This is a genomic window from Oceanihabitans sediminis (genome assembly GCF_003337215.1).
GTDB lineage: Bacteria > Bacteroidota > Bacteroidia > Flavobacteriales > Flavobacteriaceae > Oceanihabitans > Oceanihabitans sediminis.
In genome coordinates, this window is the sequence record NZ_QPIG01000004.1 from 224,111 (window position 1) to 237,719 (window position 13,609).

Sequence of the window (13,609 nt, forward strand, 5' to 3'; positions counted from 1 at the left end):
AAAGCATTAATTTTCCACCAAGCCACCTCTACAACTACCCTCTTTACAAAGACCTCTTTAGCCCACAAACAAACAGCAACACCCCAACAATTATAGAAGAAGTCAAATACAAAGGCATAACCATCTAAAGAAATCTATTTACATTCAAAAATTCCCACATGTAATATTATTTTAGCCAAATTACACACAAAAATAACTAACCAACCATACAGCTATCGTGGGCAAACATTTTAAAAACTAGACGTGAATTAATTCAAAAGAATAATTATAATCTATTAATCCCTTACTTTTCTCATTGTCAATCCACGCTTTTTCTTCGTGACTTAATTCTCTAATTTCTTTCGCGTTGTACTTTTCGAACTTTGAAACAATTTCAGCTAAAATATCTATTTCAGATTTTTCAAATAATGCACTCTTAAATGTTTTTGATGGGATTGTAATAAACTCTTCACCAACTAAACCACTTGGATATTGAACCGAAATTAAATCTACAATTTGTTGATCTGAAAGATAATCGAATAACGTTCTAAATTTCTTCGGAACTGGACCGTGTGTATGTGCGAAATAACGTGTTCCACTTATCGAAACACCTGTTAATTTATAATGTAAAAAATCTGAATAAAACAATAATTTATTCATTTTGGTAGGAGTTACTCGTAACTTTTCAGTAAAATACACTACCATCTCAATTAGTTTATCAAAATTTGGTTTTTTATATCCAGAAAAATTATCAGGCAAAAAGTTATAATCAAAAACATAGTCAATCAATTCTTGTTTTCTTTTATTTAGCACTTCTTCTTTTCTAACTTTGGCAATATTTCTTAAAAACTTCTCTCTTTGTGTTTCTGAAATCTCATTATTACTTTTTATCAATCCTTTTAAAGTTCCTTCACTATTAATTACTGCTTTTAATAAAGCAGCATTAGCCAAACTAGGCACTTCCCCTTTTTCATAATTACTATAACTATTAACACCTAAACCTAATACTTTGGTTATATCTGCATAACTAAAAGAGTATTTATCTCTAAATTCTCTTATTTCTTCTGGAAATGGAACATTATGTTTATCTCTATATTGATTATAAACTTGATTTAAATTAAATTCATCTAACTCTGTGGTTGTAAATGACTCACCACTTTCTTCACAAAAATAACTCTTGTGATTATACTCAAATTCTTCTTTTCGAAAAACCAAAATACTCTTCTCAATTTGTAAGATCATCTCCTTACCTGTGATTGGACTTTTCATAATTGTTTGTTTTTTAGTTTGATTTCTTAAGAGGGAATTCCATAGGATGTTCCGCCTTATGAAAAGAGATGCAAACTGCTCCTCCAGTCATTTTTGAAATAGTCAATTTAATATAGACTTGTTGGCCTTTAATTAATTTCCCGAAAACCCACATTTCAGTTCCACCTTGTTGAGTTTCTTCTAAAGGACCTTCACTGTAATCCTCTACTTCTAAATTCAAAATTAATTCTTCACGCATTTTAGCGGTAATACTTAAATCTGCAAGATTCTGAATATTATTTTTAGGACGATTGAAGAAGATTATGCCAAAAGACTTTATAATCGCCTTAAGTTCTTGCAAAAAAGATTTTATAACTAATTTATCCGCCATATTAACGTGTTAAATTCTTTGCAAATATAAGCATAAAATTGCAATATATCATTTTAAAGTTTAATATTTAACATTTCAACAACCATAAAACCACTTTAAGGTGATCAAAATAACAAATAAAAAGCATCAGTCGTTCACCAAGCCACCTCTATAACCACCCTCATATATCAGTGCAGACCTTACATCAACAAAAGCTTATTACAACTACAGTCTAAAACAACTAAAAAATTCACCCCTAACCAACCTAATTCCCATACCCCCACCCTACATTTCCTCTAAATAGTAAAGTTTCATATATTTATAATTATGAAAACAAGATTACTATTAGCTTTATTATTTCCATTTCTAGTATTCAGCCAAACGCCACAATACTATGCAAATATTGATTTCTCCCAATCAGGCGAAAACTTAAAAGCACAACTAACCACACTAATAACAAACACCCATACAAACCCACTACCCTACACAGCATCCGCAACAGACACATGGGATGTCATCAGGCAATCAGACCTAGTACAACAACAAAGCAACAATGTCCTTTTAGTATATGGCTATAATGACAACGACACACAAACCTTTAACGACCGTACCAGAAGTAAAAACCTAACCTGTCATACCTCAACCTGCAATGGACTATGGAACAGAGAACACGTTTTTCCAAGATCACTAGCAAACCCAAATCTAGATGTATCCTACCCAGGAGCAGGAACAGATGTACATAATCTAAGAAGCGCCGACAGCCAATTCAATTCCTCTAGAAGCAATCGAATCTTTCAAGATGGCTCAGGAAACGCTACAATAACAAGCATAGGCAACTTTTACCCAGGAGACGAACACAAAGGAGACATCGCACGCATAATCATGTATATGTACACCAGATACCCAAACCAATGCGAAGCAATAAATACAGGCTACGGAACAGCAAACAACGCACCTTTAGCAGATATGCCAGACCTATTTTTAAAATGGAATGCAGAAGACCCAGTATCTCAATTTGAAATCGACAGAAACGAAATCATCTATCAAAACCAAGGCAACAGAAATCCATATATCGACAACCCATACCTAGCAACCCTAATCTGGAACGGACAAGAAGCCCAAGACACCTGGGGAACACTATCCATAACAAACTATCAAGAAAACCAACTAGCCATTTACCCAACACACACAACAGACTATATTTACATTACCGGAAACACTAAAAACATAAACTATACTATTCACAACCTACTAGGCCAAGAAATAATAAAAGCAACAACCAAGAACCAAATCGAAGTAGCAACTTTACAAAACGGAATATACATCCTAAACCTTTGGTACAACAACACAAAACAAACTAAAAAAATCATCAAGATCTAGCCCCTTTTCTGCCTACCTAATAATGTATATAGTACTTAAAACTAGAAAAAGAAAATTCCCACAATTAAATAATTATCCCTAAATTTCAACCTCAAAACAAACCAAACACACACAAAACATCCATATAAGAGGAATAAACTCCCTTGGGTGTTTATACAACCATTGGGCAACATTAAACAACACACTTCGATAATTAACATTTTAAACATATACTTAATTTAGCATCACTCTTATTTAATTTTTTTGGAATATTCTTAAATAGGAAGTACTTTTGTTTAAGTTTATACTTAAATTAAAGATGAAAACATTCAAATCTGGTAATTACATTAATCAAGGAACTTATAAAAGTTTCCAACCAACCAAAATAAATCAAAAATGGACAATTGACGATATGGAGGTATTAAACCTTTTAAGTCAAGCAGACAGACAACTTGGAAGACTCGATATGTATTCAGAGTACATTCCAAACATTGATTTATTTATCAGTATGCACGTTTTAAAAGAAGCAACTCAATCAAGTAAAATTGAAGGAACAAAAACAAATATAGAAGATGCCTTATTAGACAAAGAAGATGTAAATGATGAAAAAAGAGATGATTGGGAAGAAGTACAAAATTATATAGAAGCATTAAATTCCGCTATTAAAAAATTAGAAAAATTACCTTTATCTTCAAGATTAATAAAAGAAACTCATAATATATTACTGCAAGGAGTAAGAGGAAAACATAAGCTTCCTGGAGACTTCCGAAGTAGTCAAAACTGGATAGGTGGAGCGAGTATTAATGATGCTACATTTATTCCACCAATTCACACAAGTGTCAACGAATATATGGGTGATTTAGAGAATTTCGCCCACAATACAGAATCATTTTTCCCAGACTTACTCAAAATTGCATTAATACATTATCAATTTGAAACAATTCATCCTTTTCTTGATGGTAATGGAAGAGTCGGTCGATTAATGATTACATTGTATTTGGTTGAAAAAGGTATATTAAAAAAACCTATACTTTATCTTTCAGATTTCTTTGAAAGAAACAGGATGCTATATTACGATAACCTTACAAGAGTTAGAGAAAAAAGTGATTTAAGTCAATGGTTCAAATTCTTTTTAGTGGGAGTAATAGAAACTGCAAAAAATGGAATTAATACATTTGATAGTATTTTAAAATTACAAAAAGAAGTTGAAGTTAAATTACAAACATTAGGAAGTCGTTCATACAATGCACAATTAATTTTAATTCATCTTTATCAAAAACCTATTGTAGATGCTCAAAAAGTAAAAGAATTGACAGGTTTGTCATCACCTTCTGTTTATAAACTAATAGAAGAACTTGAAAAGCTCGAAATATTGACTGAAATAACTGGTGCAAAAAGAGGGAAGATTTATTTATTTAGAGAGTACACAAAACTATTCAAATAAAAACGTTGCCCAACAATGGCTATAAGTAATTGCTTGTTCTCGTTTACTTCTAAAATCCTTACGGTTTTCAGTTTGGTGTGTACTTGCAAAGTTAAGTGCTAAAACACGCAACAAACCTTATACAAAACCGTTAGCAAACATTTAACCACTGTTTTGGTAGAAAAGATATAATCAGAATTATGGATATTGATAAAATAATACAATTGAATCTTAAAAACATATGCAACTTTAACAAAGACATATTAAGAGAAGATATTGTAGATGAAAACAGTAATTCATACTACGAAAACAATGAAAAACAAAAAGCTAATAGAATTGTTTATATAATGGAAAGAGAAGGTTTAATTTTTATAGAGCAAGGAATAATCTTTGCTTCATTTAAAAGCCTTAGAATACAAGAAAAAGGCGGATGGAAAAATCACGTAAGAAAAGAATGCGCTATAAAGATCTTATCTAATGTATCGCTAGTTGTTGGGATTGTGCTATCTATACTCAGTTTTTCCTAACGTGTATATAAGTAACATATAATTTATTTGAGATATCATAAATAATACAGACAATACAAACCTTATTTTTAGTTTTTTAGAAATCATAATAATTTTAAATTTTAGTTAATAATGATAAAGACAATAGAAACAGAATTAAACCATGAAAAACTTATTAATGAATTAAAAAAAGTAAGTTTTCCAAGAGGAACTTCACATAGAATTAACAGAGACAGAAACGGATTTAACATAACTATAGACGGACACGAACACGATATCAACGATGTTGTAAGTCAATTAAAAATCCTCAGTATTATAGCCTAAACAATCACCTAGAAGAACGCCTTTGTTTTTCAAAGAGCCTATTGTTTTTTAAAATTTCAAAATCATTTAAAATATCATGGTTATTCTCGAAAGTCAGTTCAGCCCAAGAAATAGGGAGTTCAATATTAAACTCATCATCTTTTAATTTAACATCATTCACTATACAATTAACCTCATCCATTATAAAAAACCAACAGCCAACAAAACACTACAGCAAAAAACAACTAAAAAAGCATCAATTTTCAACCAAAACACTGCTATTACACCCTTCATATAACAATCCAGACCTTCCAACTGCAAAAGCTTGTTACAACATCTCAAAAACAAGCAAAAAACCATCCCACATAAATACAATTAACCTAAAAAGTATATCCCCACAATTAAATAATAATCCCTAAATTACATCCTCAAAACAAACTAAACACACACAAAACATCCATATAAGAGGAAGAAACTCACTATGTAGTTTATCCCATTGTTAGGCACAAGTTAAAAAACGAAACGATAGAAAATAAACTATGTGTTACAAAATGATTTTAGACATATTGACCACTATTGGTACCGTTGGTGCAGTTGTGATTGGAATGGTTGCAATCTATCACTCAAATAAGAATAGTAAACGTGAAATTAAAATCCACAAATTAGAGGAGATTTTTGAGTTAATCCAGTCTTTAAGCAGATATTATGGGAGGTTTAAAGAGCTTTATTTTTCTATTGAAGATTTACGAGATAAAAAGAAAAAAGACATTCAAACATTGTCCGACTATTACAAAATAAGAGATAAAAAAATATCACCTTCTGAAAGACAAAAAATCATATCTGATTTATCACGATTAGAAGTTTTGTCCAAATGTTATACAGAAGACTCTCTTCTAAATAAAATTTTGGAATACGAGGAACTAATGTATTCATTTTCTGATTTTGTTTTTCACGGAGGCAGTTTGCATCAAGAGTTAAAATGGAAGAATGGCTTTCCTACCTACGAAGAATATGGCAGTATAATTGATGAATTAAAAAAATTACTAATAGACAATATAAAAAGAAAATGAAAAATAAAAGTAACGCAGCTGTTTTAGCTTTTTTTTTAGGAGGTTTTGGAATTCAGAAATTTTATCTCGGAGAAACAGTAAAAGGAATACTTTCTCTTTTATTCTTTTGGACTTTTATACCTTCTTTCGTTGGACTTTATGATTGTATAAAACTATCACGAATGTCTAAAGAATGTTTTGAAGTTAAATACAATAAAAATCAAAATTTAAAATGTGCAACTTGCAAAAGTAAATTAACAAAAATTAATGTTTCATTTTGGAGTTTTGGAGTTGACAAAGGTGCTTGTAAAACGTGTTTTCAAAAAATAAGAAATCATAGTAAAGAAACAGGGAAATATGAATTTGAAGATGATGAACTTCAAAAAATACTTAATGGGGTAATAAAAAACAGACCACTTCCTAAAACAAATAAAAACACGTTTTATGTGCCAGAAGAAGAAACTATTGAGGATTTTGAATTACCACAAGATTTGGACTCAATTAAACTTAATTCTTTAGCCCAAATAACATATATTGATTCAAAAGGTCAAAAAAGTGAGAGAAGAATTACGATACTTTCTGTAAGCCAAACATTAAATGATAATTATATAATTAAAGCTTATTGTCACGAAAAAAAATCTCAAAGAACTTTTAGGTTAGAAAGAATACAGCAACTAACCGATATAGAAACGGGTGAAATTTTTGAAAACCCAAATCAATATTTTATAGAGAGGTTTCAAGATTCACCAATTGGAATGATTACTAAAATTTTCCAAGAATTAGAATCTGAGATATTAATCTTGACTTTTGTTGCAAGAGCGGACGGCTATTTAAGAGCCAAAGAGCGTGCTATAATTATGAATTTTATAATTGACAAATCTAATAGTGATTTAGACAAAGAATTATTAGAAGATGAAATAAGAAGAACGTATTGTGAAAGTCAAGATTTTAGAGATTCCTTGAAAAAAATGAGCTATGAAACTGTTGAATATAGGACACAAATATTGGATTTGTCAACAGATATTGTAAATACGGACAAAAATCCTGACCCAATGGAATTAGGTGCTTTAGAATTAATAAAGAGAGATTTAAAACTAAAAAAAGCCAGTGCCTAACAAAGTACTGTGGTAAAAAACAAGTAAAAAAGCATTAATTTTTCACCCTTTCACTTAGCAATTAAACACTCAAACCCCTCTATCTTTTATATTCTTTAGACTTTCTAGTGCACAGATGAATTTCGACACTAACCAATAAACATCCAAAACCCCAAAATTTCAAAACGTAAGTTCCTACAATAAATAATATTTCATTAAATTACACATCAAAATAAATCAACCTACATCCAAAAAAGTATATATAATAGGAATAAACTCCCAAGGGTGTTTATACAACCGTTGTATGCAAGGCAAAAAAAAATCGCTAAATGAATATAGATAATCCTCTTTTTAAAAACGCATTTGATATTTCTGTATGGAAAAATGAAACTAAGATTAATGAATTATTATCAAATCTTCAGTTAATAGAGAGTACGGTAAAAAAGTATTTGGATGGAATTACAGATGATTTTCCAAATTTGACAGACCATTCAATCGCACATTCCAGAATGTTATGGAATTATGCAAATATTATAGTAGGAGACAAAAGTGAATTTATCAATCCATTAGAAGCATTTGTATTACATACTGTATTTCTTGTCCACGATGCAGGAATGTGTTATTCAATTTTAAATAATCAAAGTGAAGTTGAAAAAGACCCTTTATACACTGATTTTATAGTAAAAAATGGCAATTCGACAGAAGTTAAAGAAGAAGCATTATTCTTTACTATAAGACAAAGACATGGTGATTTTGCACTTCGTATTGCGACTGATAATTTAAGTGAAGGAGAACACCTAATTGCTGACATCTCATTAAGAGAGGAATTAGGATTAATCATTGGTAAAATTGCAAAAAGTCATACTTGCAATATAAATTATATAGAAAGAGAATTTGGGCCAAAATATACCAACCCAAATTTCCCTACAGATTGGTCCATAGATTGCCAAAAACTATCTTTTCTACTAAGAACATCAGACGCAGCACATATTGATAATTTAAGAACCCCGAAGACAAATAGAATGATTTCTGAAATACCCGGTGTTTCAAAAGAGCATTGGACATTTCAAAAGAAACTGGGATTTCCTGAATTATCGAATGAGGGCCTTTTAATGTACTCTACTAATGTTCCTTTTGCTTCTGAAGAACAAAAAGCTTGGTGGTTTTGTTATGATGCTCTACAAGTGTTGGATAAAGAACTTAAAAACGCAAACGAGTATTTTGAAACTCACAATATATTTGGTTTTGAAGCTAGAGGAGTCAAATCTATTAATGATACTCTCGAGCTAGGAAAAAAATATATAAGAACGAGTGGCTGGAATTCAATCAATACTCAAATAAAAGTTACAAATCCAGTACACATCGCATCAGAGCTAGGTGGTATTAAACTCTACGGTAATATAAATATTGCATTGCGAGAACTCATTCAGAATAGTATAGACGCAATCAATTTACATCGTATTTACACAGGTCAAGACAATATAAATGTTGGAGAGATAAAAATCACATTATCGAAAAATGAAAACGAACATTTTCTTACAATCACGGATAATGGTATTGGAATGAGTCAAACAATTATGACAAATGAATTACTAGATTTTGGAGGTTCTTATTGGAAAAGCAGTCGTTTTAAATACGATTTTCAAGGTATACATACCAAAGGATTTGAATCCATTGGGAAATTTGGTATCGGTTTTTTCTCAATTTTTATGTTAGGTGATAAAATTACGGTTACGTCATGGAAGTTCGGTGAGGCTATTTCAAACATGAAGACACTTGATTTTTACGATGGATTATCGTCAAATCCAATATTGCGGGAACCTACAAATGAGGAAAAAAGTTTAGTTATTGACAGAGGAACTACAATAAAAATAAAATTAAAAGAAGAACCTTTTTCAAAAATTGGTTTAGTTGGTAATTCTCAATTCAATGAAGAAAGTTTATTTTCTTTAGTAAAATATTTTATCCCATCACCTAACGTGAAAATCACAGTTGAAGAATTGGATGGAACAACAAATTCGATTAAACCAGATTTAATTGATAAATTGGAATTTAATGAATTTATAGACCACATTCACATTTTACGAAAAGGAAATATACACCTTACGGGTATTATAGACTTGTTTAAATCACTAAACCTAAAACTATTCGAAATTAAAGATGAAAAACGATTATACGGGAAATTAGCAATCCTTCCTCAAATTGGAAATATTGGTCTTTCATCTACATCTGTTGTTATATCAAACGGTATAAGGATTAATGAAGTTGGAGGTTTTGCAGGCTATATTATCACTGATGATGTTATTTCTATAAAGAGAGACGCATTCTCAAAGTTGATTCCATATGACGTATTAAAAGAATGGGCAGATGAGCAAAAAGCATTTATTGAATCAAGTGAAGTAAAACATCTTTACACACTAAGTCATTATGGGTTACTAATGACATTTAATTATTTTGATGAAAATCTTCCAATTACATTAAGCAAAAAGAATGGGAACTATAGCTTTGTAACTATTAAAGAGTTTAGAGATTACCTTAAAAAAAATAACGAAGTTAAATTTCATGTAGAGGGACATACTCTTTCTGGTAGATTGCCAGATTGTGATGGCTATATAACATTGAACTACAGGTTTAATGTAAAAAATATCGTAAAAGAAGAAGACCAAGACAAATTAATTGAACATAAACAATTAATTGAACAAATTATTGAAGAGGAATGGGGAGCGTTTACAATTACTCAGGATAATTTAATGCAAAGTCGAGGTTATGCCTTAGATATGCCTTACACGTCAATTGAAAAATATTTTAAATCTTAGCTAGCCCAGCATACAACAAAGTACTGTGGTAAAAAACTAAAAAAGCATCAATTTTCAACCAAAACACTGCTATTACACCCTTCATATAACAATCCAGACCTTCCAACTGCAAAAGCTTGTTACAACATCTCAAAAACAAGCAAAAAACCATCCCACATAAATACAATTAACCTAAAAAGTATATCCCCACAATTAAATAATAATCCCTAAATTACATCCTCAAAACAAACTAAACACACACAAAACATCCATATAAGAGGAAGAAACTCCCTTGGGTGTTTATATAATGTTATATGAAATGAAAGAAAAACACAGCTCACATTAAAATTTCCAACTTAAATTAATAAATGATAGAATTTTTCAAGCTACTTTCAAATAGAGAAATATCCATTTTAATTTGGACAGTTTTATTTTTTGTTGGTTTAATCGTAAGTTCGAAAGGTAGTTTCGAGAATATTTTGAATGTAATAAAAATACTTTTCTCAAAACACTTCATACCATTTTATATAGTTTTCGGATTATATTTTACAATTATAATAATAGCATTAAACAGAATCACAATTTGGGAGTTTTCGTTATATAAAGATTTCGCATATTGGTTTTTAACAACTGGAATTTTACTTTTCTTTAGCGCAAACAGTTTAGAAACTTACAGAGATTTTACGAATGTAATTTTAACTGCAATTTCTATCACAATCATTCTTGAATTTATTATTGGCTTTTACAATTTTTCACTTGTTTGGGAATTAATACTGATACCGTTTGTAACATTTATTGCGTTATTATCATTAGTAGCTGAAATGAAAAAAGATGACAGGAATAGTAAGCTAGTTGCTAAATTTCTGAAAAACTTACTGTCGATTATAGGCTTTGGAATTTTAGCTTGTAGTATTTATAATATAATTGTTTCTTATAATGACTTTTTCACTTTAAGTAATTTAAAGTCCTTCCTTTTACCGCCAATATTCACTTTGATATTCCTTCCACTCATATACTTCACCGTGCTTTATATGAAATACGAAAGAGTATTCGTGAGTTTAAATCGCTATAAGTTTCTATCGAACACTAGGAAAAGAAAGATTAAATATGCAATAATAAAATATGCCAATATAAAATTTAAGAGAATCGAAAAATCAAACAAGGTAATTTTATTCAACAAAAGAGAATTACAAAACGAAACTAACATTAAATCTTATATTCGGAATAATATTAAACTAAAAACGAAAGAATAAATCACTGCATACAACAAAGTACTGTGGTAAAAAACAAGTAAAAAAGCATTAATCTTTCACCAAGCCACCTCTACAACTACCCTCATTACAAAGACCTCTTTAGCCCAAAAATAAACAGCAACACACCAACAATTATTGAAGAAGTCAAATACGAAGGCATAACCATCTAAAAGAATCTATTTACATTCGAAAATTCCCACAATCAAAATTATTTTAACTAAATTACACACAAAACCAACTAACCAACTATATTCAAAAGGATATATATATAATAAAAATAAACTCCCTTGGGTGTTTATACAATGTTGTAGGTAATGCAAAATGCCGACCGCACATTAGGCACATTTGGTTTTTGCCGACACTCAAAGCCAACGCAAAAAAACCAAAAGAGCCTAATTTTGCCACCGCACGGACGGACAATACAATAAATGAAAGCAGAACTCGAAATAAAAGACAAAACCAAACAAACGGAAGGACTAAAAATTGCTCCGTTCAGACAACACATCAGAAAGACATCTCCACACAAACACAACAGCTATTTTGAAATCATTTACCTGACTAAAGGAAAAGGTTCGCACACCATTGACACCAAAGAATATGAAATAAAAACGCCTGTAATTTTCACTATCCGCAAAGAGCAGGTTCATTTTTGGGACATTAAAACTAAACCTGAAGGTTTTGTTATCATCATCAAAAAATCCTTTATCGACAACTGTTTGGACAAGGACATCAAACGCCTGATTTCAGAATTGAGCGCACAAACCTGTCTTTTCCCAAAAGACAATACTGCTATAGACATTTTCGAGATTTTGCTAAAAGAATATCAAGAAAAGGAAAAGCCAAACCAACCAATCATTTACGGTCTGTTAAAAGCACTTTTGGCAAAACTTCTTGAATCGGCAACACCAAAAATTTCTAAAAACGGCAATAGCACAATCTTTCAAAAATTCATCGACTTTTTGAGCAAAGAAAATGAACTAACAAATAAGGTTAGCCACTATGCCAAATTATTGAACACCACTCCGCAAAACCTAAATGCAATTTGCAGAAAAGAAGCAGGACAATCTTCTGCCGAAATACTTTCAGAACACATCATCAATGAAGCAAAAAGGCTTTTGCTTTACACAGACATTACCGTAAGCGAAATTGCTCACAGACTTGATTTCAAGGACAATTCCCATTTTTCAAAATACTTCAAACGACACGTTGACCAAACTCCAGTGGACTTTAGATTCAACAACAACTAAATACCACACATTTTTCAAATAGACCACATTATTGGTTAAGTGTTGTATAATTTTACGACATTAAAAACCACGAAATATGAAATGGTCAATATCAATTATCGCTTTGCTTCTGCTTTGGTCTTGTGGAAACAACCAAGAGCAAAATGCACAAGGCAAATGGATCAAAGGAACGGAACAGGAAAAATTAGAAACTATTGAAAACCAATTCAGGGGTTTTGATATGGCAATGGTAGAAGCAGGCTATCGCTATCAGGAACTATATTGGGCAGGACAAGATGAAAATTGGGAATATGCCGACTACCAAATTGAAAAAATCCGAAAAGCGATTGAAAACGGCTTGGAACGAAGACCTAAACGTGCAAAATCCGCAGAGCATTTCTTAACCGTAGCACTTCCAGAAATGAAAAAGGCACTTGAAAAAAGAGATACGGTCATATTCAACAAAAATTTCCAAATGCTGACCAACAGTTGTAATAGTTGCCACGCAATGGAAAAAGTACCACATTTTACAGTTAAAACCCACTTTACAGACAATCACCAATTCGTAAATAATTATGTTCCAAAAAATAATTAATTCAGACCATTCAAAAACCACCATTATCATTCGTCTAATGGTCGGTGCGGTTTTCCTTTCAGAAGGCATTCAAAAATTCCTGTTTCCTGCTATTCGTGGTGCGGGGCGATTTGAAAAAATCGGACTTCCATCACCAGAATTTCTCGGAGCATTTGTCGGCACTTTTGAGATTGTTTGTGGTGCGTTGATTTTACTTGGCTTGCTGACAAGATTGGCAAGTATTCCAACACTCGTAATAATGTTGGTCGCCATTGCAACCACAAAATCAGAAGTTTTAGCCAATGACGGGTTTTGGGCAATGATGCACGGTAGTAGAACCGATTGGGCAATGCTTTTGGGAAGTCTGTTTTTGATAATTAAAGGTGGTGGGAATTGGTCGCTTGACTCGATATTTCAAAAATAATTAATA

Annotated in this window: 13 protein-coding genes; 11 read left to right on the top strand and 2 right to left on the bottom strand. The window is 31.2% G+C overall.

What is annotated here, in order from left to right; genetic code table 11:
• Window positions 1-237 precede the first annotated feature (237 nt).
• Window positions 238-1,248, bottom strand: coding sequence for a type II toxin-antitoxin system antitoxin SocA domain-containing protein (locus DU428_RS11225; protein ID WP_113966381.1), 1,011 nt, complete (start codon window positions 1,246-1,248; stop codon window positions 238-240).
• 13 nt (window positions 1,249-1,261) lie between these two features.
• Window positions 1,262-1,618, bottom strand: a complete 357-nt coding sequence (locus tag DU428_RS11230; RefSeq protein ID WP_113966382.1) for a type II toxin-antitoxin system MqsR family toxin — start codon at window positions 1,616-1,618, stop codon at window positions 1,262-1,264.
• A gap of 306 nt (window positions 1,619-1,924) precedes the next feature.
• On the opposite strand from DU428_RS11230, the gene DU428_RS11235 reads away from it, so the two are divergent.
• The 11 genes from DU428_RS11235 (at window position 1,925) to DU428_RS11285 (ending at window position 13,603) form a co-directional block, all read left to right on the top strand.
• The gene (locus DU428_RS11235; RefSeq protein ID WP_113966383.1) at window positions 1,925-2,977 is read left to right on the top strand and encodes an endonuclease; all 1,053 of its coding nucleotides are present in this window, start codon (window positions 1,925-1,927) and stop codon (window positions 2,975-2,977) included.
• Window positions 2,978-3,275: 298 nt separating this feature from the next.
• Entirely contained in the window at window positions 3,276-4,400 is a 1,125-nt protein-coding gene (locus tag DU428_RS11240) for a Fic family protein (RefSeq protein WP_113966384.1), read from the top strand.
• Between the two features lie 179 nt (window positions 4,401-4,579).
• Complete coding sequence (locus tag DU428_RS11245) at window positions 4,580-4,906, top strand: hypothetical protein (RefSeq protein WP_113966385.1); 327 nt, start codon at window positions 4,580-4,582, stop codon at window positions 4,904-4,906.
• A gap of 111 nt (window positions 4,907-5,017) precedes the next feature.
• Window positions 5,018-5,209 (top strand): hypothetical protein, encoded by a 192-nt coding sequence (locus DU428_RS11250; protein WP_113966386.1) that lies wholly within the window; start codon window positions 5,018-5,020, stop codon window positions 5,207-5,209.
• A 518-nt stretch (window positions 5,210-5,727) separates the two neighbouring features.
• Window positions 5,728-6,258 carry a hypothetical protein gene (locus DU428_RS11255; protein ID WP_123796517.1) on the top strand — a complete coding sequence of 177 codons (531 nt, stop codon included), beginning with the start codon at window positions 5,728-5,730 and terminating at the stop codon, window positions 6,256-6,258.
• Entirely contained in the window at window positions 6,255-7,352 is a 1,098-nt protein-coding gene (locus DU428_RS11260) for an NINE protein (protein WP_113966388.1), read from the top strand. The genes DU428_RS11255 and DU428_RS11260 overlap by 4 nt, the downstream gene beginning before the upstream one ends.
• A 308-nt stretch (window positions 7,353-7,660) precedes the next feature.
• Window positions 7,661-10,147, top strand: coding sequence for an HD domain-containing protein (locus DU428_RS11265; RefSeq protein ID WP_113966389.1), 2,487 nt, complete (start codon window positions 7,661-7,663; stop codon window positions 10,145-10,147).
• Window positions 10,148-10,494: 347 nt separating this feature from the next.
• Window positions 10,495-11,379 (top strand): hypothetical protein, encoded by an 885-nt coding sequence (locus DU428_RS11270; protein ID WP_113966390.1) that lies wholly within the window; start codon window positions 10,495-10,497, stop codon window positions 11,377-11,379.
• Between the two features lie 428 nt (window positions 11,380-11,807).
• On the top strand, window positions 11,808-12,626 hold the full coding sequence (locus DU428_RS11275; protein WP_113966391.1) for an AraC family transcriptional regulator: 819 nt from the start codon (window positions 11,808-11,810) through the stop codon (window positions 12,624-12,626).
• Window positions 12,627-12,702: 76 nt separating this feature from the next.
• Window positions 12,703-13,200, top strand: a complete 498-nt coding sequence (locus DU428_RS11280) for a hypothetical protein (RefSeq protein WP_243633521.1) — start codon at window positions 12,703-12,705, stop codon at window positions 13,198-13,200.
• On the top strand, window positions 13,181-13,603 hold the full coding sequence (locus DU428_RS11285; RefSeq protein WP_113966392.1) for a DoxX family protein: 423 nt from the start codon (window positions 13,181-13,183) through the stop codon (window positions 13,601-13,603). The genes DU428_RS11280 and DU428_RS11285 overlap by 20 nt, the downstream gene beginning before the upstream one ends.
• Window positions 13,604-13,609: the final 6 nt, after the last annotated feature.